General features: G+C 65.1%; 22 protein-coding genes. 16 read left to right on the top strand and 6 right to left on the bottom strand.

The window, feature by feature from the left end; all coding sequences use genetic code 11:
* Nucleotides 1-3740, bottom strand: a 3740-nt coding sequence (locus tag ASF26_RS07540; protein WP_244475863.1) for an AMP-binding protein, incomplete at its 3' end; no start/stop codon positions are given.
* A gap of 54 nt (nt 3741-3794) precedes the next feature.
* A complete protein-coding gene (locus ASF26_RS07535) occupies nt 3795-4010 on the bottom strand; it encodes an MbtH family NRPS accessory protein (protein ID WP_056251674.1) in 216 nt (71 codons plus the stop codon).
* A gap of 194 nt (nt 4011-4204) precedes the next feature.
* Between ASF26_RS07535 and ASF26_RS07530 the strand changes: the two genes are divergently transcribed.
* The 5 genes from ASF26_RS07530 to ASF26_RS22595 are packed head-to-tail and all read left to right on the top strand — an operon-like array spanning nt 4205 to nt 7124.
* Complete coding sequence (locus ASF26_RS07530; protein ID WP_056251671.1) at nt 4205-5587, top strand: lysine N(6)-hydroxylase/L-ornithine N(5)-oxygenase family protein; 1383 nt, start codon at nt 4205-4207, stop codon at nt 5585-5587.
* A gap of 60 nt (nt 5588-5647) precedes the next feature.
* Nucleotides 5648-6466 carry an ATP-binding cassette domain-containing protein gene (locus ASF26_RS07525; protein WP_056251669.1) on the top strand — a complete coding sequence of 273 codons (819 nt, stop codon included), beginning with the start codon at nt 5648-5650 and terminating at the stop codon, nt 6464-6466.
* 59 nt (nt 6467-6525) lie between these two features.
* Nucleotides 6526-6738: a hypothetical protein gene (locus ASF26_RS07520; protein ID WP_056251666.1), complete on the top strand. Its 213-nt coding sequence runs from the start codon at nt 6526-6528 to the stop codon at nt 6736-6738.
* Complete coding sequence (locus ASF26_RS07515) at nt 6735-6935, top strand: DUF3606 domain-containing protein (protein WP_056251663.1); 201 nt, start codon at nt 6735-6737, stop codon at nt 6933-6935. The genes ASF26_RS07520 and ASF26_RS07515 overlap by 4 nt, the downstream gene beginning before the upstream one ends.
* 42 nt (nt 6936-6977) lie before the next feature.
* Nucleotides 6978-7124 carry a hypothetical protein gene (locus ASF26_RS22595; protein ID WP_156462905.1) on the top strand — a complete coding sequence of 49 codons (147 nt, stop codon included), beginning with the start codon at nt 6978-6980 and terminating at the stop codon, nt 7122-7124.
* 19 nt (nt 7125-7143) lie between these two features.
* Here ASF26_RS22595 and ASF26_RS07510 read toward each other — a convergent pair whose 3' ends face one another.
* From ASF26_RS07510 to ASF26_RS07500, 3 genes are all read right to left on the bottom strand, one after another.
* Nucleotides 7144-7611, bottom strand: a complete 468-nt coding sequence (locus tag ASF26_RS07510; protein WP_056251660.1) for a hypothetical protein — start codon at nt 7609-7611, stop codon at nt 7144-7146.
* The gene (locus ASF26_RS07505) at nt 7608-8030 is read right to left on the bottom strand and encodes a hypothetical protein (protein ID WP_056251657.1); all 423 of its coding nucleotides are present in this window, start codon (nt 8028-8030) and stop codon (nt 7608-7610) included. The genes ASF26_RS07510 and ASF26_RS07505 overlap by 4 nt, the downstream gene beginning before the upstream one ends.
* Nucleotides 8031-8146: 116 nt before the next feature.
* Nucleotides 8147-8935, bottom strand: a complete 789-nt coding sequence (locus ASF26_RS07500) for a helix-turn-helix transcriptional regulator (protein ID WP_056251654.1) — start codon at nt 8933-8935, stop codon at nt 8147-8149.
* A 108-nt stretch (nt 8936-9043) separates the two neighbouring features.
* On the opposite strand from ASF26_RS07500, the gene ASF26_RS07495 reads away from it, so the two are divergent.
* The 8 genes from ASF26_RS07495 (at nt 9044) to ASF26_RS07460 (ending at nt 16497) form a co-directional block, all read left to right on the top strand.
* A complete protein-coding gene (locus tag ASF26_RS07495) occupies nt 9044-10240 on the top strand; it encodes an MFS transporter (RefSeq protein ID WP_056251650.1) in 1197 nt (398 codons plus the stop codon).
* 106 nt (nt 10241-10346) lie between these two features.
* Nucleotides 10347-10808: a hypothetical protein gene (locus ASF26_RS07490; protein ID WP_056251647.1), complete on the top strand. Its 462-nt coding sequence runs from the start codon at nt 10347-10349 to the stop codon at nt 10806-10808.
* Nucleotides 10809-11122: 314 nt separating this feature from the next.
* A complete protein-coding gene (locus tag ASF26_RS07485; protein WP_056251642.1) occupies nt 11123-11605 on the top strand; it encodes an Hsp20 family protein in 483 nt (160 codons plus the stop codon).
* A gap of 100 nt (nt 11606-11705) precedes the next feature.
* Nucleotides 11706-12221 (top strand): hypothetical protein, encoded by a 516-nt coding sequence (locus tag ASF26_RS07480; RefSeq protein ID WP_056251639.1) that lies wholly within the window; start codon nt 11706-11708, stop codon nt 12219-12221.
* Nucleotides 12222-12545: 324 nt separating this feature from the next.
* A complete protein-coding gene (locus ASF26_RS07475) occupies nt 12546-13403 on the top strand; it encodes a sce7726 family protein (RefSeq protein WP_056251635.1) in 858 nt (285 codons plus the stop codon).
* Between the two features lie 7 nt (nt 13404-13410).
* Nucleotides 13411-14352, top strand: a complete 942-nt coding sequence (locus ASF26_RS07470) for a sce7725 family protein (protein WP_056251632.1) — start codon at nt 13411-13413, stop codon at nt 14350-14352.
* Between the two features lie 7 nt (nt 14353-14359).
* Nucleotides 14360-15391, top strand: a complete 1032-nt coding sequence (locus ASF26_RS07465; RefSeq protein ID WP_056251629.1) for an RES family NAD+ phosphorylase — start codon at nt 14360-14362, stop codon at nt 15389-15391.
* A gap of 140 nt (nt 15392-15531) precedes the next feature.
* Nucleotides 15532-16497: an IS1595 family transposase gene (locus ASF26_RS07460; RefSeq protein ID WP_056251626.1), complete on the top strand. Its 966-nt coding sequence runs from the start codon at nt 15532-15534 to the stop codon at nt 16495-16497.
* 506 nt (nt 16498-17003) lie between these two features.
* Here the strand turns inward: ASF26_RS07460 and ASF26_RS22590 are convergent.
* Entirely contained in the window at nt 17004-17921 is a 918-nt protein-coding gene (locus tag ASF26_RS22590; RefSeq protein WP_156462904.1) for a hypothetical protein, read from the bottom strand.
* 302 nt (nt 17922-18223) lie between these two features.
* On the opposite strand from ASF26_RS22590, the gene ASF26_RS22585 reads away from it, so the two are divergent.
* The 3 genes from ASF26_RS22585 to ASF26_RS07445 all read left to right on the top strand — a co-directional run bounded on the left by ASF26_RS22585 (nt 18224) and on the right by ASF26_RS07445 (nt 21053).
* Nucleotides 18224-18805 (top strand): hypothetical protein, encoded by a 582-nt coding sequence (locus ASF26_RS22585; RefSeq protein WP_156462903.1) that lies wholly within the window; start codon nt 18224-18226, stop codon nt 18803-18805.
* 300 nt (nt 18806-19105) lie between these two features.
* The gene (locus ASF26_RS07450) at nt 19106-19843 is read left to right on the top strand and encodes a hypothetical protein (RefSeq protein WP_244475862.1); all 738 of its coding nucleotides are present in this window, start codon (nt 19106-19108) and stop codon (nt 19841-19843) included.
* Nucleotides 19776-21053: a terminase family protein gene (locus ASF26_RS07445; RefSeq protein WP_056251614.1), complete on the top strand. Its 1278-nt coding sequence runs from the start codon at nt 19776-19778 to the stop codon at nt 21051-21053. Before ASF26_RS07450 ends, ASF26_RS07445 begins: the two co-directional genes overlap by 68 nt.
* The last annotated feature ends 97 nt before the right edge of the window (nt 21054-21150 follow it).

Raw genomic sequence — 21150 nt, 5'->3', positions numbered from 1 at the left:
AGCAACAGGCGGGCGCCGGCATCGCGCAGGAGCGCGGCAAGACGCGCCCTCGGCTGGGTCGGGTCGAGGGGCAGAAAGGCGCCCCCGGCCCGCAGGATAGCGAGGAACGCGGCGATCTGGTCAGGCCCGCGCGACAGGGCGACCGCGACCACGGCCTCGGGGCCGATGCCTTCGCGGATCAACCGGTGGGCGAGGCGGTTGGCGGCCCGGTCGAGCTCGCCGAACGTGGTGGTGCGCGGACCGCAGATCACCGCCGGAGCCTCGGGATCGGCCTGCGCTGCCTCGCCGATCAGTTCCGGCACCAGCGCCTCCGACAGCGGCATCCCATCCGCGTAGGGCGAGGACAGCGAGGCGAGAGAGGAGGCAGGGACCAGTTCGAGCGTGTCGATGCGATGGGCCGGGGTGCCGGTCAGTCCGTCGAGCAGGGTGAGGTAGCCCTCCTCGAACCGGGCGATGGTGGCAGGGTCGAAAAGGGCTTCGGAATAGGCGAAGGTCGCGGACAGACCGCCGTCCTTCTCCATCACCTCCAGGACGAGGTCGTAGGCGGGAGTGCCGGTATCCTGCCCGAACGCTTCGAGCTTCAGGCCGGCGACGGTGCCGAGATCACCCAGGGTCGCCGGCTGCTGGCTCATCATCACGCGGGCCAGGGGTGCTCGGCCGGGAATGCGTTCCGGCTGGAGCGCCTCCACCAGGCGCTCGAAGGGGAGGTCCTGATGGGCGAGGGCGTCGGTCAGCGAGGTCCATAGGTGGCTCACCACGTCTCGTCCCGGCGATGCCGGGTCGATGGACACCGGCAGGACCAGCGTGTTCACGAACACGCCGACGAGGTGTTCGACGCCCGGCAGGTGGCGACCCGCCACGGGCATGGCGATGCGCACGCTCCTCGTGTCGCCGTAGCGATGCAGGAAGAGGGCGAAGGCGCCGAGCAGGATCGTGAAGGGCGACGTGCCCGTCTCGGCGGCCAGGGTCGCGACCCGACGGTTCACCCCCTCGCCGATCGCGAAACCGTGCCGGAGGACGCGATCGGGTACTCCGACCCGCCTCTGGCGATCGGAGAGGGACAGATCGGGTTCGGGCCCGCCGAGGCGTTCACGCCACCAGGCGAGGTCGGCCTCCACGGCATCGGCGCGCGTTTCGCCGGCCTGCCATGCGGCGATATCGGCCGGCTGGATCGCGAGGGGCGGCAGACCGGTGGGCAGGCCCTCCGCCTCTGCCCGATAGAGCGCCGGCCATTCCCGCAGGATCACGCCCATCGACCAGCCATCGGACACGATGTGGTGCAGGGTCACCAGGAGGACGTGATGGGCCCCGTCGAGGCGGACCAGGGCAAAGCGCGCGAGCGGGCCGCCGACGAGGGTGAAGGGGCGTTCCGCCGCCTCGCGGCAGAGAACGGCGAACTGCTTCTCACGCTCATGCGCGTCGAACTCGGTCAGATCGGTCTCGGGCAACGCGACGTTGTAGCCGGCCACGATCACCTGCTCGGCCCGGCCGTCGGGGCGGCGGTGCAGACGGGTGCGGAAGGCCTCGTGCCGAGCGACGAGGACGGCGAGGCTGCGGTCCAGGGCGTTCCGGTCGAGGGCGCCGTGGAGGTGAATTCCGCCGGCGATATGATGGCGCTCGTCATCGCCGAATGCGGCCTCGAACCAGAGCCGCTCCTGCGCCAGCGACAGGGGAAGCGCTCCGTCACGGGAGGCCGGAGCGATCACGAGAGCCGTCGTACCGGCCGCGATCTCCGCCCCAACCGCCTCGGCGAAAGCGCCCAGCCGGGGATGCGCGAACAGGGTCTGCGGCGGGATCGCGATGCCGATGGCCGCGCGTAGCTCGGTGAGCATCCCGATCGCCGCGATGGAATTGCCGCCAAGGGCGAAGAAATGGCTGTCGCGGGTCAGGTCGCCCCGGCCGAGGATGGCGGACCAGATCGCGGCAAGGCGCGATTCCAGCCCGGTCAGGGGCGTGGCCCCACCGGATTTCGGCGCGCCTTCCGCATCGATCCGCCGGCCGTCCTCCACAACCGCGTAGGCGTCGAGGGAGCCCGTCTCCCATCCGCGCCGCGTGGCGCCGCGCTGGATCTTCCCGCTGGATGTGCGCGGCAGACCGCCGGGATTGAGGAGGACCACGACGCGCGCGGTCTCGAGGAAGGCATCGGCGACCGCCTCCGATACCAGCGATGCGATCGCCTCGGGCGCGGCGAGCTTCTGGACGGTGCGCGACACCTCCACCGCCACGCCGATGCCCTCGCGGCCGTCGCGCTCGATGGCGAAGGCGGCGATCCGACCCCGGCGCAGGATGTCGACGCCCTGCTCCACCACCCGCTCCACGTCCTGCGGATAGACGTTCTGGCCACGCAGGATGATGAGATCCTTCTCGCGCCCGACGAGGAAGAGCCGGCCCCGGTGTAGGAAGCCGAGATCGCCCGTCCTCAGGCAGCGCACGCCGTGCCGTTCGACGAAGGCGGCCGCCGTTGCGTCCGGGTTGCGCCAATAGCCCTGGGCGAGGCTCGGACCGGAGACGATGACCTCGCCGATGGCCCCGTCCGGCAGCGATCCCCCATCGGAGCCGGCGATGTGGATCGGATGCCCGGGCTGCTCGAAGCCGCAATCCACCAGCCGGGTGCCCTCCACAGCAGCGACGGCACGGCCTTCCGCAAGGGTGGCGGGATCGAGATCGAGGGACCGCATGCCCTCGCCGCGCGTCCCGGCGGTGAGGAAGAGCGTCGCTTCCGCCAGGCCGTAGGACGGTCTCAGCGCGCGGGCGTCGAAACCCGCGGGAGCGAAGCGCTCGGCGAAATCGGCCATGGTCGAAGCCCGGACCATTTCCGAGCCCGAGAAGGCGATCTGCCAGCTGGACAGGTCGAGCCGCGCGACGGTCTCGTCGTCGACCCTGTCCTGGCACAGGCGGAACGCGAAATCGGGGCCGCCGCTCACCGTGCCGCGATGATGGTGAATGGCTTCCAGCCAGCGCGCCGGGCGGCCGAGGAAATGCTTGGGCGACATGAGAACGCCCAGGATGCCTGCGTAGATCGGCTGCAGCATGCCGCCGATCAGACCCATGTCGTGATAGAGCGGAAGCCAGCTCACCATGACGTCGTCGGGACGGAAATCGAAGCCGACCCTGATCAGCCGCTCGTTGGCGACGAGGTTGGCGTGACTGACGACCACGCCCTTGGGCACGGCCGTGGAGCCCGACGTGTATTGCAGGAAGGCGACGTCCTCCGGCGACGGCGCCGCCTCGAGCCGGCCGGCGGGCTCCGCGTCGCCGAGATCGTCCGCGGAGATGTCCTCCACCGGCAGGACCGCGCTGCGGATTCCCGCCGTGGCGAGCATGGCGTGAACGGAGTCCGCGTCATCGCGATGGACGAGGATCAGGGCCGGCTCGGCGTCATTGATGATCGCGGCGATGCGCGCCTGATGCTGCGCCCGGCGCGGCTCGGGCGGGAACACCGGGACGGCGATGACGCCGGCCTGGAGACAGCCGAAGAAACCCGCGACGTAGTCGAGCCCGGTATCGAGCAGGAGGCAGACCCGGTCGCCGGGGCTCGCTGAGGCCCGAAGCCGCGCGGCGATGGCCCGCGCCCGACGGTAGAGCTCCGCGTAGGTCACCGCGACCTCGCCCCGTTGCGGGTCGTCGAGGAAACGAAGGGCGGAGACCTCCCCATGGGTCTCGGCCAGCCAGCGCAGGTGACTGACGAAGTCCGTGGCGGGCGGGACCGCCAACGACACGCGCGGGAAACCGTCGGTCATCATGTGTCCTGGTAAGTCTAGAACGGGGATGTCATCGAAACCGGGCGCCGGGGTTCAGGCGCGGGCGTCGCCGGCAAGGGCGCGGCGCAGGCTCAGGGGCCGCATGTCGGTCCAGACCGTGTCGATATGATCGAGGCACGCGGCGCGGGGCCCGGAGAAGCCGGTGGCGCTCCATCCGGCCGGCACCGGGCGATGGGCGGGCCAGACGGAATATTGCTCTTCCCCGTTGATCACGACGAGGAACGTCGCTTCGCTGTCGTCGGTGGCCATGGCGTCGCGCTCCGCGAAATTGGTCGGTCTTGCAGCCAGAGACGGTGGCGGATCGCCGAAATTTAAGCGGCGGCGCACAATTTTTCCGGCCGGCTCCTAAATCCCTCCCCTGTCCGAACGTCCCTTTGCCTGACGACCGCCGGCGGATCGCCGCGGTGATCCGTGTCGCTCGGCGCAGGAATGGAGGTTCGGTGATGACGGAATCCTACGACCACTCGGATACGTCCCTCCCCCTGCGCGGGGTGTTCCGGGACGAGGGGCTGAGGCGCGGGGACGATGACGAGTCACCGATCTACGATGCGCTCGGCATCGGCTTCGGCCCGTCGAACCTGTCGCTCGCCATCGCCCTCGACGAGGCGGGACGGCGGCGGGGGCGCCAGCCACGGGTGCGCTTCCTCGAGCGCCAGGACGAGTTCGTCTGGCACGGCGGGATGCTCCTGCCCGACAGCGGCATGCAGATCTCCTTCCTGAAGGATCTCGTCACCCTGCGCGATCCGACGAGCCCCTACACCTTCATCAACTATCTCCATGTCCACGGCCGGCTCATCGACTACATCAACCGCAAGTCGTTCTTTCCGAGCCGCATCGAGTTCAACGCCTATCTGCGCTGGGTCGCCGGGCATTTCACCGATCGCTGCGACTATGGCGATACCGTGTTGGCCGTTGAGCCGGAGGGGCGCGGCGACACGATCCGCCACCTGCTCGTCCATTCGCGCAAGGCCGATGGCCGCGAGCGGAGACGGCGCACCCGCGCCGTCATCCTCGCCACCGGAGGCGAGCCGCGTATCTTGCCGGTCTTCGAGGAGCTGCAGGGGAGCGCCCGGATCTTCCACTCGTCGCGCTACCTGTCGCGGATCGACGGCGTTCCCCTGCCGAGCGGCGCCACACGCCGGCCGCGCATCGCCGTCATCGGCGCGGGCCAGACAGCGGCGGAGCTCTTCCTCGACCTGCAGAGCCGCATTCCCACCGCGGACATCTCCATGATCTTCCGCGGGCAGGCGCTGAAGCCCGCCGATGACAGCCCCTTCGTCAACGAGATCTTCAACCCGGACTTCACCGACTTCGTCTACGGCCAGCCCGAGACCCAGCGCCGGGCCATCATCGACGAGTTCCGCGGCACCAATTACTCGGTGATCGACACCGACCTTCTGACGCGCATCTTTGACATCCTGTACCAGCAGAAGGTCAGCGGCGAGCATCGCCATGCCCTGCGGCCGAGGACCACCGTGGTCGGGGCCGTGGAGCAGGCTAAAGAGATCGTCCTCGAAACCCTGGACGCCGCCACGGGGCTCACCGCGCAAGAGCCCTACGACGTCGTGATCCTGGCCACGGGCTATCGCCGCGACCGCCTGGAGACCATCATGCCGTCGCTCGCCCCGCATCTCACCGACGGCACCATCGGTCGTGATTACCGTCTCGCCACCCGCCCCGGTTTCGAGCCGGGCATCTATCTCCAGGGTTTCAGCGAACCCACCCACGGCCTGAGTGATACCCTCTTGTCCATCCTGGTGATGCGGGGGCATGAGATCGCCCAATCGCTTTTGGCCGACCGGCAGACGACGGCCGCGCGGGCCTGACGCGGCCCTCGGTCCACCAGCATGGCGTGCGTTGCAGCGTCGAACGGGCGAACGAAATCCATGATCCGAGCCGATGCGGGACCAAGGGGAGATTCCGGCCCGGACGATGCGGTCTACAGCCTCGACCGCGTCACGTTCTCGGTGCCCGGGCGCGTGCTGCTGCAGCCGCTGACCCTGACCATCCCCGCCGGCCGGGTCATCGGCCTCATCGGCCATAACGGCTCGGGCAAGTCGACGCTGATCAAGCTGCTCGGCCGCCAGCAGGCTCCGAGCGCCGGACGCGTCCTGTTCAAGGGCGCCCCGATCGAACAGCTCGGAGACCGTGCCTTCGCCCGCGAGGTCGCCTATCTGCCGCAGACGACGCCGCAGGCGCCCGGCATGCTGGTCAGGGAACTCGTCGCCATGGGCCGCTATCCCTGGCACGGCGCGCTGGGCCGCATGGGCGCGGCGGACCGGGACGCCGTCGCCGAGGCGATGCGGCTCACCACGGTGACGCCCTTCGCCGAGCGCATGGTGGACAGCCTCTCCGGCGGCGAGCGCCAGCGCGTCTGGCTCGCCATGCTGGTGGCGCAGAATGCCGGCTGCCTGCTTCTCGACGAGCCCATCGCCGCCCTCGACGTCGCCCACCAGATCGAGGTGCTCTCCCTCGTGCGCCAGCTGTCGCGCGAGCGCGGCCTCACCGTCGTCGTGGTCCTGCACGACGTGAACATGGCGGCCCGCACCTGCGACGACCTCATCGCGCTCCATGGCGGCCGCCTCATCGCGCGCGGCACGCCCGCCGAGATCGTGACGCCGGAGGGGCTGGAGGCGATCTACGGGGTGCGTATGGGGGTCTTCCCCCATCCCCGGACGGGCATGGCCCTGAGCTACCTCGACTGAGGCCGGCCCGAACCCACATCGCGCTTCAAGCGTTGGCCCGTCAGATCAGGGAGCGACGCATGTCCGAGACGACGAAACCGCCCGAACCGACCAAGGCGAACGAGGATCTAGCCGCATCCTCCTACGACCGATCACGCGGCGGCGGCTCCGGCAAGCCCGAGCAGAACAGCGCCGCGACCGGGCCGAAGGATACGGTCAGCGGAACCGTTCGGGAAACGCCGGACGATCCGAGCGACCGCTCCGGCACCGAAGCCGAGGAGGCCGCACGATGAGCATGGACGGATCCACGCCCGAGGCGCCCGCCACGGTGACGCTGAAGGAGCCCCGGGACAAAGCCTATTGGGCCCGCTACTTTCAGACCCCGAGCGAGGAGGTCGAGGCCGCCGTGGCGGAGGTCGGCCACGATCCGGCGAAGGTCGCCGAACGGCTCGGCAAGCCGTGGCCGTTCGAAGCCAGCGGCATCGTGTGAGGGAATCGGCTGCGGCGGGGGGCCTCCGTCCGTGCTTGGCTGGTGGGGCGCAGCATCGCCGCCGGGCGCCTGGCGGCCGCGGGCAAGACCATGCCGGTCGCGCCCAACGCCCATCCCGATGGACGCGACAACCCCGCCGGCCGGCAGCGTAACCGCCGCGTCGCGTTCCTCATCAAGCCCGAAGGATAGGAAGACGGGCGACCGGGCGTCAGCCCCAGAATTTCCACCATGACTTTCGGGGGACCGCGACCTCCCGATAGCTGGTTCCCGCGACCCTATGCTGATAGATGCCCAGCGCCGGTTCCTTCAGGTCACTGGGAAGCGGGAACGGACGCGGCGCGCCCAACAGGAAGGTACGGATCAGGAAATCGAGTAGCTCGGCCTGATAGGCGGCCTCACCTTTTTCGATCAACTCAACCGCGCACAATGCCTCGGCCACGATGTGGCGCCCGTCCGACCTTCGGAAGGTGACGCGATAGGCCGCCTTCCCCGTCCAGCTTCGATGGAAGCAGAGAACCGGGCCGTCGAGATAGACGAACCATTTGTCCTCCATCGCCTGCGGAATCAGGCCCCGCGCGATCCTCTCGAAATCCGCGTCGCTGAAGGAGGCCCGGTAGGGAATGGGAGCCGTCTCCCCGAACGGCAGGCGCTTCCAGCCGTCCGGCCGCGCGCTCATCGCGTGCCCACCGGCGGCACGCCCGCCTTCTTCAGATCGGCGAGGCACCCGCGCATGACCCGCATCATCTCAGCCTCCGTTTCGGCCGATACGCCCATGGGCTGGAGGGCAGGACTGGCATTCTCGGGCCAATCGACCTGTGTGCAGGCCAGGAACAGATGCCGAAAGCGACGGCTGCAACCGCGCTCCGCCAGGGCGCGCAGGGCCGGCGGGTCGACATCACGCGCGATCTCCTCGACGCTTCCGAACGCGCCGGAGGCGGACGGCCAGTCGCGGCGCTTCCACTGGCCGGTTCGGTGCTCGAGGAGGCCGTTCACGCATTCGTCCGCCAGACTCGTCGGCGGCCGAACGATGAGTTCGTCGATGGCGCAAGCGGGCGAGGATATCGTCAGCGACAGGGCGAGCAGACGCATCAGCATCGCGATCGGCCCCGGACGGGTCCGAGACGGCGCTGGGGAGGTCGCGGATGTCGAACCATTCTGCGGGCTCCTCGGGCTTAAGGCATGACCGATCCTGCCGTGACGGACGACGCTCTTCAACCCGGCGGAGCGACGGTCGCCGAGCCCGGTCGGGTGTCCCCCTCCCGCCCGATCAGCGCTTCGATCCTGCCCCTCAAGGCCTGGATGCTGCGATAGCCCACCGAGGCGGCGACGTGGCGTGCCGCCCGGCCATCGGCCGCGAGGGCCAGGGCCCGCACGATCCTGGCCCTCGCGCGCCACTGCCCGAAGCTGAGGCCCGTTTCCCGGCGAAACCCGCGCGTGAGGGTCCGGCGGCTCACGCCGGCCTGATCGGCCCAGCCGTCGAGACCGAGTGCCAAGGCGGGATCGTCGATCAACCCGAGGCAGATCCGTCGTAGGCGGACATCCTGCGGCAAGGGCAGGGTGAGCCGGGTTTCGGGGGCGCGTCTCGTCTCGTCGAGCACCAGGGCGGCGAGATGCCCGCCCCGCCCCGTCTCGTCATACAGAACGGGCTCGCCTGTCAGGGCGACCAGGGCGGCGGCGAGGAGGGGCGAGACTTCGATGACGCGCGCCCGTCCGGAGAAGCCGGCGATGGCCTCGACGGCGAGATAGGCCGAGCACATCGCGACGTCGCCATGCATGACGACCGCGTGGGGAAGGCGCGGAGGGATCCACAGGGCATGGCCCTCCGGTACCACCCAGGTCCCGTCCTCGGCGGTCGCCATCATCAACCCCGCGGTGGCGTAGAGCAGCTGCGCCCGCTTGTGGGAGTGCCGCTCCGTGCGGCTGCCGGCCAAGAAGGTCTTGGGCATCACCGCGACGGCGCGCGGCACGTCCTGATAATCCTCGGCCCGGATCGAGCGCATGGTTTCCCCGTCGGCGCGGTCTACCCTGGCCCGATTGCGTACACCTTCGGCCCGACGGCGTTCAACGGGTCAGGTAGAGGGGGGCCCGCCTGCGGAGATTCTTTGCCGATGGACGCCGAAACCCTGTCCCGCCGCACCCTGCGCTTCGTCAACGTGGCGCATGCCCTGGATCACTTCGTCCTGCTGATCTACCCGACGGCCGTGATCGCCATCGCGGCGCAGACCGGGCTCTCCTATGGGGAGCTCATCGCGCTCGCCACCGGCGCCTTCGTGGCCTTCGGCCTCTGCGCGCTGCCGATGGGCTGGCTCGCCGACCGGTTCGGACGGCGAAACCTCCTGGCGGTGTTTTTCTTCGGCTACGGCCTGTCGTGCCTCGGGGTCGCGAGCGCCTCGAGCCCGACGGCCTTCGCCCTGTGGCTCTGCGTGCTCGGGCTGGCCTCGGCGATCTATCACCCGGTCGGCTCGACGATGCTCGTCTCCCACTCGCGCCGCCTCGGGCGGGACCTCGGCGTGAACGGCGTCTGGGGCAATGTCGGCGCCGCGACGGCCTCGGGTGTCACCGCGCTGCTGGCGACGGGGTTCGGCTGGCAGGCGGCCTTCATCGTGCCGGGCCTGGTCTGCCTCGCCTGCGGGTCGGCGTTCCTGGCGATGATCCCCGGCGACGGCGAGGGCGCGCAGGGCAAGGAAGGGGGCAAGGCGGTCCTCGCGGTGTCCCGCCCCATCCCCCTCCTTGTGGTCTTCGCCTGCGCCATCGTGGCCGGCGGGATGACCTTCAACATCACCACCATCGCCCTGCCGAAGGTGGTGGACGAGCGGGTCGGAGAGGGGCTGCCCCTGGCGCTGATCGGCTCCGTGGCCACCCTGGTCTTCATGGTCGGGGCCCTGACCCAGCTCCTCATGGGGCGACTGATCGACCGTTACAGCCTGCCGGCGCTGTTTCTCGGCCTGTCGGTGCTGCAACCCCTGGGTCGCGGAATCGCCGCCCTGAGCACCGGCGTCCCGCTCCTTGCCGGGCTCGTCCTGACCATGGCGGCGCTCTACGGGCAGGTGGTGATCAACGACGCGATGGTGGCCCGCTACGTGCCGCCGCTCTACCGGGCGCGGGCCTACAGCGTGCGCTATTTCCTCGGTTTCACCGTGAGCGGGTTCGCGGTGCCGCTGATCGCCCTGCTGCACGAGAGGGGCGGGTTCGGGCTCGTGCTCGGGATCGCGGCGGCGTGCGGCGGCGTCATCGTCGCCTCGGCGATCGGCTTCTTCGGTCTCACTGGACAGGACCGCTCCCGCCCCCTCGCCCCGGCGGAATGACGAGGGGCCGACCGCCACGCGGCGGGCCTTCGCACCGCCATCGGACGGGGTCATCGCGAAACCTGAGCGGACGTCCTATTCCGGTCGCGCCAGCGGGAGCGATGCCATGCAGAAGCGCTACGAGATTTTCGCCGACTACCACCAGTTCTATCTCTGGGATCACGGCGCGATGCCCGACGCGGCGCTGGATTACAGCGAGGACGACCTCCGGCGGAGGGTCAAGACGGCGCCGTTCCTCGTGGTCATCCAGCCCGAGCGCAACATGTCCGTGCCGGTGGAGCTCGACATCCTCGACGGGCCGCCCGACGAAGCCCTCGACCTCTGGGACCATGTGGTGGAGGCGAGCCTCGACCTGCCTTCGGGCCGGCTCGAAATCCACGAATGCACCGGCGGGTCGATCGACATCCTGTCGGTGGCGCCCGCCACCTACCGCGTCCGCGCCTGTTTCGGCGGCCTCGGCACCCTCACCGACGATCGCCTGGACGGCGAGGACCATTACCGCCTCGTCCTGTGGCCCGCCCCCGCCGCCCCGCTCGCGGTGATCAAACAATTTGCCGGCGCCCGCTGAGAGCCGGCCCCCCCTCTTCATTCTCACGATTACGACGGGGCCAACGACGATCAGGAACCCTGTGCTGGAGGCTTTCGAGAGGCGGGCGTGAGACGCAACCCGCCCGCTCTCCTGAAAGGAGAGGGGGCCCGCGCTTCCCGCGAGAGGTCCGAAGCCCGGCCCCTCACACGACGAAAAAAATCCCACACTGCCCCGGAACCACACCCTACCTTCCGCGTTTCACGCGTGCGAGGCCCGGCTGGGCTCGCATTCTGGCGCCGGACACGGTGTCCGGCGCGCTTTGTCATCACGTTGCTCTTCCGGAGGATGTGGTCATGAGGACTTTGGATTTCGCACCGCTCTACCGCTCGACCGTCGGTTTCGACCGCATGATCTCGCTGCTCGACCAGGCGACCCGGATCGAGCCATCAACCACCTGGCCGCCCTACAATATCGAGAAGGTGGCCGACGATGCCTATCGCATCACCATGGCGGTGGCGGGCTTCACCCCGGATGAGATCGACCTGACGCAGCACGACACCGTGCTTCAGGTGACGGGCCAGAAGGGGGGCCAGGACGGAGAGCGCGCCTATCTCCATCGCGGGATCGCGACGCGGCCCTTCCGGCAGACCTTCAACCTCGCCGACCACGTGAAGGTCACCGGAGCCAGCCTCGACAACGGGCTGCTGACCGTGGACCTCGTGCGCGAGGTGCCGGAGGCCTTCAAGCCCCGCCGCATCGCCATCGCCGGCGCGACGAGCCCCATCGGCCAGGACAACGGCCATCCGCAGGTCGAGGACCGCGCCAAAGCCGCCTGATCCGCGCGCCACCCCAAAAAATCCCCTCGGGGGCCTCCGGGCCCGCGGGGGCCGCTATCGTTGTCCAGTCCTGCCTCACAGCCCTCAGGGAGGATCGATCATGTCGATGAAGGAGACGCACTTGTCCCGTTCCGGCCTCGGAACGTCCGGCCTGATGAACGGCCCCATGAACCCCGCGGCGACCCAGCCCGCCTCGTTCGAGGCGTGGCAGGCGCTGGTGGCGCCCGGGGACGTGTTTCGTCATCCGCGCGAGGTGCTGGCGCACCCGCTCCTGACCCGCGAGGAGAAGCGGACGATCCTGGCCTCCTGGGTCTCGGATTCCTGCGCCCTCGAGAACGCGCCGGGCCTGCGCTGCCTCACCGGGGCCAGGGCCGAGCCGGTCACCGTCGATGCCCTGCTCGCGGCGCTCGCCGAACTCGACGGCCCCGCCGCCCCGGAGAATGCCGCCGCCGACGCCCCCCGGCCCGCGCCGCGCCGCCGGCCGCGCCTCGCGAACCTGCACCGCTATCTCCGCCCGCGCCGTCGAAACAACGACGACGACGACCCGCCGCCCTGCCCGGCAACGATCATGCCCCGCCCCCGGACGCCGCCCAGCGCGGACGCGATCCCGGCTTGAGGGGGGAAGGCTGACGCGCGCCGCCGCCGAATGGCGGCGGTGGCGAGGCGGACTTTCTGACGGTTGCGACCGCCGCCTCTACCATTCCCTTCGCCGACCGAGCTGCAAACCCGTCATTCTTTGTACGGAGGATATGGAACGAGGCCTGATATCTTGACATAAGATGGTTCGCGCGTGATCGGTGTCGAGCCGAGACGATGGCACCCGCAAATCACCGGATTCCACCCGTGGGCTTAATTCGATAGGATGTTTAATTGCATCCATGGTTCGAGCCATGGGCGACGCGGGGATGTAGTGGCACCAAGTTCGACTCAGCTCTCGGCAATGACGCGACTGTTCTCGTCCGCTGTCTTTCGCGAGATGGCGTGCAAGGGCCGGTCGCCTCTTTTCTCGCGTCTGATAGGACTAACTGACATCGCCGATCGCTGCTCAGGCGACGCGACCGTGGGGGAGGCCTTCGAAGCGGCCTTCGGCGTTCTAAAGACTGCCGGTCGCCGCGACGAATATATTTACCGATCGGCGCTCACCCACAATGTCCTGATGGGGACTCACTCGCTCAATACAGCGTGCATGCTCACCGAATTTCGAGCGGGCTCCTGCAAGGCAGACTTGGCGATCCTCAACGGCACCGCGACCGTTTATGAGATCAAATCTGAGCGGGACTCGCTCGCGCGCCTCAGCAATCAGGTCGAGAATTACAAGCGAGTGTTCGCGAAGGTCTTCGTGATCGCGAGCGAAGGTCATGTCGCTGGTGTGCTCGACACTGTGCCCGACGATGTCGGCGTGATGATGCTCGCGTCGCGCTACAGGATCTCTACCGTGCGCGACGCCGAGGATCGCCCCGAGCGCATCTGTCCCGCTACCGTGTTCGAGTCGCTACGCGCTGCGGAAGCGACAGCGATCCTGAAAAGCCTTGCAATTGCGGTCCCGAATGTACCGAACACACATCGCCACGCGGCGATGCGTGCGCTTTTCGAAAATCTCGACCCGGCCGCCGTCCATGTTGCGATGGTGAAGACATTGAAGCGTACGCGCGACTTGGCTCCCTTGAGCGATCTCGTTGACCGCCTTCCGCGCTCGCTTCATGCCGCCGCGTTGTCGATTAAGGTCCGGCGCGTCGATCACGACCGTGTTGTCGAGGCAATCTCAACGCCGCTCAGCGCGGCCATGGGCTGGGGCTGAGTGTCTCATGTATCACCCCTATTTCCGCGGCAAGCAGTTCGAGTTGATAACGGTTCGCGAGATGGCGCCGCTGCTCGCGCAATCCAACTTCGTACCGATCATCGAGCCGGTCAGAGAGTCCTTGGGCGGCTTAGGAAGGACGCTGAAGGCGGTCTGCGACGCGAACGGCCGAGCCATCGTCATCGTCAATCCTCACCATGGCGACCATGGCGATGACGGCGCAAACATCTCAGCGTTACTTCAGGGCGGGTTTATCGGCGACGACAAAATCTCGGCAGGCATCCTCTTGCGTAGCAACACCAGCTTCGCAAGTGCGCGAGACTGTTTCGAGGCGCACAAAGGCCATAACCCCACATTCGTGCATTCGGGGTTCAACGAACCTAAGGCGCTCGCGCAATATCTAGGCGAAGATCTTACAGGATCGACACATGTCTTCGTGTCAAGTCCAGGCGACATTCTCTACCGCAGGCACTTCAACGGCAGCACCTGCATTCTAGTCCAAGATGGTTTTGAGCGCAGAAAGAACGCCGATTACGCCGATAATTCACCAGAGAAATTTTCGGAACTACACGTCACTTATCGTGACATTGGTATGGCCGGCTTTGGTGATTTTCTAGTCGTTGGCGATGTTTATTCTGAAGGTGGGGGACCTGCATACGCGGTTGCAATCCACCTCACCTATATTGATCCAGACAATGACGACGTAATGTTCATCTATCACTTCGTATCGACAACCAACGACACACCGACCGACCCAGCTGGTAAGTTCAAACAAGCTCTTGATAAGCTCATCAGAAAGCTCGACTCAGGCACCTCAAAGCTACGCGAGACCGAGTCAATCATGGAGTTTCGGGAACTGCATGCGAAGCAGCATTTCCCTGGCCTTGGCTATGTGAAGAAGCTATCGATGAAGCATCACATCGAAACGCTCGCCACTTATTTGGGCTAAGCCCGTCATGCCCAGAAAGCTATGCTGCTCAGAATGCTTCGGCGATCGACAACTGCGATCTAGAAACATTCCGGATAAAAGTATTCAGCATGGGACATGCGGCTTCTGCGGTACTGGAGATGTCCGCCTGGTCGAGCCTACGGCGCTTGCGACGGAGTTCGAGTCGCTCGTTAACGTTTATGAAGTCGACCCGGATGGGAAAACGCTTGTCGAATGGATGAAGGAAGATTGGCATCTCTTCCCTGAAGCCAAGCTAGACGATGCGCGCGCCAGCCAACTGCTTGCGGAAATACTTGACGACGGAAACATCGTCAGGAAGGCCTTTTCGCCGTCTTCCATCTACGCCAGCGATGGTCTCATACAGTGGGAGACCCTGCGTGACGAGATGATGTTCAAGAACCGCTGGTTTTTGGAGCGGGAAATCGATCGCGAGCGCCTCACGGGTCTACTCGAGATGCTGATCGAGACAGAGGTTCCCAAGATTTGGTATCGCGCCCGGATTCGGACTGGCGAAAATTCCTTCACCATTAGCGAGATGAATGCTCCGCCAAAGCATCTCGCTTCGCACGGTCGTGCCAATCCCGCCGGCATCCCCTATCTTTATCTCGGATCGCAGCCGGATACGGCTGCGGCGGAAATTCGCCCCCACACGGGCGAGGTTGCCTGCATCGCCGATTTCACCCTTCCCGATATTCGCGTGGTCGATCTGCGCAATCCGCGTGGTTTCGTCTCACCCTTCGTGCTTGGCGAGGCGAGCAAGATCGGGCAACTGCGAGCCGACCTGCCGCTGCTCGAACGGCTTGGCGACGAGCTAACTCGCCCCGTGCTCCCGCAGCGGGCGGCGATAGACTATATCCCAAGTCAATATCTCTGTGAGTTCATTAAAAAAGCTGGGTTTGATGGCGTGCTTTACCGTAGTTCGGTAAGTGAAGGCATCAATCTGGCACTTTTCGACCCAAGCAAGGCGGTTGGGGGAGCTGTATCCCTCTACAATGTTACGAAAGTGAGCGTGGAGGTCGGCGCGGTCAGCATTTCGTAAGCCTTAAGCATCCAACGCTTCCTATCGACTCGCCATGCCTCCGGCCATAAATCCTAGAATAGGAATTTATGCGCAATTATATACGTGACAAAGCACGATGGAGGGGGTAAGTCCTATCTATCGAACGGACACGCTTCGCCATGAACCTCTCGGACCCCCGCTTTACCGACGTCACTGCCGCCCGCGCTTGGCTGGAAGCACAGCGTTGGGCCGACGGTCGGGTCTGCCCTCATTGCGGGAACGCTGACGAAGCCAAGATCAAGGCTCTTGCTGGCAAGGCTCACCGTCCCGGCGTCTACCAGTGCAACGAGTGCCGCGAGCAGTTCACCGTCACGGTCGGCACCGTCATGGAGCGTTCCAAGATCCCGCTGAACAAGTGGGTGATGGCGATGCATCTCATGTCGGCGTCAAAGAAGGGCATGAGCGCCCACCAGCTGCACCGTATGCTTGGCGTCACCTACAAGACAGCTTGGTTTCTCGCCCACCGCATCCGTGAGGCGATGGCCCCCGGTGCGTCCGCTGGCCCGATTGGCGGTGAAGGCAAGATCGTGGAAGCCGATGAGACCTACTTCGGCAAGACCGAGGAGCATTACGTCTCCCCGAAGCGCAAGGGCGCTCCCTACACCCGCCGCAAGGCTGGTACGGGCAGCAAGCTCGCCGTCGTCTCACTGGTAGAGCGCGGCGGCACCGTCCGCTCCTTCCATCCCGCCCTCGCTACCAAGGTTGCCGTGACGGAGATCGTGAAGGCCAACGTCGCCAAGGAGTCCAAGCTGTTCACGGACGAAAGCCGCCTCTACGGTGAGGCCAAGGGCTACTTCGCGGACCACCAGACAACCAAGCACTCCGCTGGCGAGTACGTCCGTGGCGAGGTTCACAGCAACACGGTCGAAGGGTTCTTTTCGATCTTCAAGCGCGGCATGAAGGGCATCTATCAGCACTGCGACGAGAAGCACCTTCACCGCTACCTCGCGGAGTTCGATTTCCGCTACAACCACCGCACCAAGCTCGGCTACAGCGACTACGAGCGTTCGTGCCAGCTGGCGAAGGGCCTTGCCGGTAAGCGCCTCACCTATCGGCGGACTGACGAAGCCGGTCGACACCTATAGGGCTGCCAGGCGCTTGAGGCGCCTGAGAAAGCGTGACGGGCAACGGTAAGCCGGATGGTTAGGCGCTTGCCCTGGCGCGAGCTTCACCGAAATCTCTCTGGTATATGCCAGCAAGCGTGGAGAGGTTCAGGGGCTCATTCGTTTTCGTGTAGAGCATTGGGAATGTCGACACCGCTAGTTTATGCAGTTCGTCAGTGCTCATAGCCGCGTATCTAGTTACGATATGATTTATTGAACTCTCATCATCGCCACTTAAGTCATGCGTGTCGCCAAAATCGTGAGATTTTTCATAAGTACGTCGAACTAGTGCAATAGTAGAAACCACCTCCCGAGAATAAGGTCCAAGCGACGAGTTTATCCAACGGGCATCACTCGTTTGCGAACCAAAGTTAATCGCAGTACGCCAATCGCATAGATACACTAGCAACATATTCTTGGATATATCTTCGATGACTATCGAAGGATACATTGCGAAACGGCGTACGACATTTAAAATTCGCGCCATGTCAAAGCCCTCGGCTCATGGCATTATCCATGGATGGGATATGGTGTTCAAGGGCTGAGATTAGAACCGTAACCTGATTGGCTCGGAGTTGCAGATTTTCCCTGGTGACAACTCCGAGTGCGCCCCTGGCCGTGCTCTCAACACAAAGAATGGCCACGGGGAATTCCATGTTGCCCGCCTTGATAGCCAAAGCCCGATAAGATCTTGATTTCATATTAAATTTGTTCGCTATCTGCGCCGGTATATTAAATCTTCGCAGCTGCTCATCAGCGTATCGCCTTCGTTTCTGCGAAGTATCACCGTAAGAAACCAGCAAATCTTCCTGTACATACGTACGTTGAAAAGCTTTCCCTAAAATGCCCTGCTGACGATCATAGTATTTCCGTCCAACTTTTCTGTAGCTCTGATTTTCAGAAAATCGACCTAGGATAAAAAAATGATCCTCGCTTACTTTATATAGCGATATTCGATCCTCTAACCCTAAATTAAATTCTGAGGAATAAGCTTTCAATAAAAGACTGAAAACCTCAAAAACATCAATTGATGTAAGCGACAGTCTGCCTTCGGCATAAACCTTAAGCTCGGTCAGATATTCAATTTCATCCGACTTGCTATTAACCAATATCTCTAAATCTTTTATTTTTGATTTGTCACTCCGTGCGACAATGCTGCTTGCAACAGTAAAAATCATTCCAGAGCAAACAAGCCAGCCTTCATATGTGAAAAAGATATAGTTTTTAAAACCCACTGCGCATATAGAGCCTTCCCCGCACGCTTCTTTGAAGAATGACGAGGCGCTTACATTAGTCAGAACGCCACCAAGACCGGTCAAAATGAGACCGACAATGCCCAATACCCATGAACTTTTTAAGAATGCGCCAACTACATACTTGGAAAGAGACCCAACCCAAACTGGCATTCTGAACCGACCCGGAGGACCTGATGCCGAATAGCATCGAAAGTTTGCAACCTCTAGCGGGCCAAAAGCAAAGAGGATAGTGGCCTTGGGGTGTATCTACCCAACAGTCACTTTTGGTGACTGAAGGTTGCTAAGGCTTACGCCTGAGAGCCAGCGCCTTACCCACGCTCTGCCGATCCGGCGGCGTTGAAAGCAGCCGCTTGGCGATCTCGCTCATCCGCGCTTCGTCGGGCTTGGTCTCTGGCGCGATTGGCTTGGGCATGGTCTCTGATCTCTTACCGAGATCTGGGGGGTTCTGAGGCATGACAAGCGATCCTTCTGCCGTAGCGACTGATGGGCTGAGTGTACCCTGGATCACCATGCAGCGGGACCCCGACCCAATCTCGCCCGAACTAAGTTCAGCCCTTGCGGAGGTCGTCATTGAATGGGGTAAATTCGAACGCGGCTTGCAGATGGACCTTACTGTTTTGCGTAGATATCCTCATATTAAGGAGCTAACCCCCGAAGAGCCTCGCAGTTTCAATAAAGTCATAGAGCTATGGCGCAAATCAATCCGCGCGCTTTACCCAACAGTTGTTCTATATAATAACATCGCCTCTGAGCTTTGCTCAAAAGGCAAGATTATGTCACAACATCGAAACCGAGTAATACACGGAATATGGCTACGATGCGATCCAGAGGATACGTACGAGTATCACGTTCTAGCAACGACAGGAATTGATACAGTGAAAAGTGCAGATAGTTTTTATGTTGACCCTGAATATTTAAAAGCAATCTCAACTGATATTAAAACTATATCGGATAAACTTTATGAGTTTGCGGTCAACCGGATGCTCCACGCACAGCAAGGGCTTCTAAAAGAAGTTGCCTCACCGGCACCCTGATATCGGGCTCGTCACTATCAATCCACGCAGCCATGACGCGAACGCCAGCCTCAATCATCGCGACCGTCACCTGACCCTGGCCATCCTGACTAAATTCCTGTTTTTCTGACGCGTCCGTCATAGCGGACTCACCCTTTAGGTTCAGTGGCTTGGACAGGCCATTGTGCGCCAAGGGCTATCAAATGTCTGCTTTGTCAGGTATATAATTAGGAATTTATGATTGACACCGTGACGCTCCTCGGGTATCAATGAGGAACGCTCAAGAAGTGTGACGAGAGGGGCAGCGACATGGAGCTTCCCTTGGAAACACGAAAACTCGTCGAGCAGTTGATGCGGACGACGAGCATGACGAGCCGCGAGATCGCGGAGCGGACGGGGGTCCGCCCCCAGACGATCAGCACGTGGAACCGCCAGCATGGCTGGCGCGAGGGGGTGAGCGACGCGCAGCGTCGGCTCGACCCCGGAGCCTGGGCGCCCGCGCGGCGGCGCGCCGTGGAGACGCTCTACGGGATGATGGAGATCGAGCCCGCGACGCTGGCTCTGGCGCTGGGCGGCACCGTCGCCGGTGCGCCGGCCCTGTTCCGCGCCTGCGGCTTCGCGCGCAGGCCGCGCGCCCGCCCGGCACCACGCCCGCCGAAGGCCGGGGCCGCCCCTCCGGCGGCGCGGGTGATGGACAATCTGGGCGAGGCCCTGCGCGCCCATATCGGCCGCCAGATCGCGCGGTTCGACGCGGCCCTGAGCGGCGAGACGCCGCCCGCGCTCGATTCCGCGAAGGTGCTGCGCGACCTCGGCGGCCTGAAACGGCTGCTCGACGACCTCTCCAGCGAAGACCGGGAGCGAAGCGATGCGCAGCGCAACCTTGCGGACGGGGCTTCTGCGACGTCCCGCCCCCCGGCCGATGACAGCGACCTGCCCGCCCTGCGCGCGGCAATCGCGGCGCGCTATGCGGCATGCCTCGGCGAGCGGCAGGATGCCGGGCTTCCTGGCGAACCTGCCGCCGCACCTGATCCGGGCGCTGGCCTCGGACTGGCTCCATAACGCCCGGAGCGACCAGCTGCCGCCCTGCCCGTCGCGGGGGGACTGGACGACCTGGGCGGTGATCGGCGGGCGCGGCTCGGGCAAGACCCGCACGGGGGCCGAATGGGTGCGGGCCCTGGCCACGGGCGACCCCGCCTTCTGCGCCCGGGCGGTGGGCCGCATCGCCCTCATCGGCGAGACCTATGCCGACGTGCGCGACGTGATGATCGAGGGGCCGTCCGGCCTGCTGGCGCTGGCCGGGGCGCGGCCGCTCTGGTCGCCCTCGCGGCGGCGGCTCGAATGGGCCAACGGCGCGGTGGCGATGGCCTTCTCCGCCGAGGAGCCGGATTCCCTGCGCGGGCCGCAATTCGGCGCCGCCTGGTCCGACGAGATCGCCAAATGGCGCCGGCCGGACGCCACCTACGACATGATCCAGTTCGGCCTGCGCCTCGGCGACCGGCCGCGCAACCTCGTCACCACCACGCCCCGGCCGATCCCGCTGATCCGCCGCATCCTCGCCGATCCGCTCACCGTGGTGAGCCGGTCGCGCACCGCCGACAACGCCGCCAACCTCGCGCCCTCCTTCCTCGACGCCGTGGTGGGGCGCTACGCCGGCACGCGGCTCGGGCGGCAGGAGCTTGACGGCGAGCTGATCGAGGACCGGCCCGACGCCCTCTGGACGCGGGAGGGGATCGAGGTCGCGCGCCGGGACGGGATGCCGGAGCTTCGGCGGATCGTCGTGGCGGTGGACCCGCCCGCCTCCTCGAAGGCCGGGGCCGATGCCTGCGGGATCGTCGCCGCCGGGCTCGGGCCGGACGGGCATGCCTATGTGGTCGCGGACGCCACGTTGGGCCGGGCGAGCCCGCAGGCCTGGGCCGGCGCGGCCCTGGCGCTCTACCATCGCCTGGAGGCGGACAGCCTCGTGGTCGAGGTCAACCAGGGCGGCGAGATGGCCATCGCCGTCATCGCCGAGGTCGACGCCTCGGTGCCGGTGATCCCGGTGCGGGCGACGCGGGGCAAGTATCTGCGGGCCGAGCCGGTCTCGGTGCTCTACGCGCAGGGCCGCGTCCACCATGTGGGGAGTCTCCCGGCGCTCGAGGACGAGCTCTGCGATTTCGGGCCGGGCGGCCTCTCCAGCGGCGCCTCGCCCGACCGCCTCGACGCCCTCGTCTGGGCCCTGACCCACCTGATGCTGGGCCAGAGGGCCGAGCCGCGGATCCGGCGGATGTGAGCGCATTCCCCTCTCCCCTTTGCGGGCTACTGGATTCACACATCTCCTTTTCCAGGCTGACGCGTCCCTCTCCCCCTTGTGGGGAGAGGTCAGGAGT

Origin of the sequence: Methylobacterium sp. Leaf93 (assembly GCF_001422345.1) — a bacterium.
Lineage (GTDB): Bacteria > Pseudomonadota > Alphaproteobacteria > Rhizobiales > Beijerinckiaceae > Methylobacterium > Methylobacterium bullatum.
Note: the sequence above shows the minus strand (reverse complement) of the source record. Positions and strands in the feature narration are given on the sequence as shown.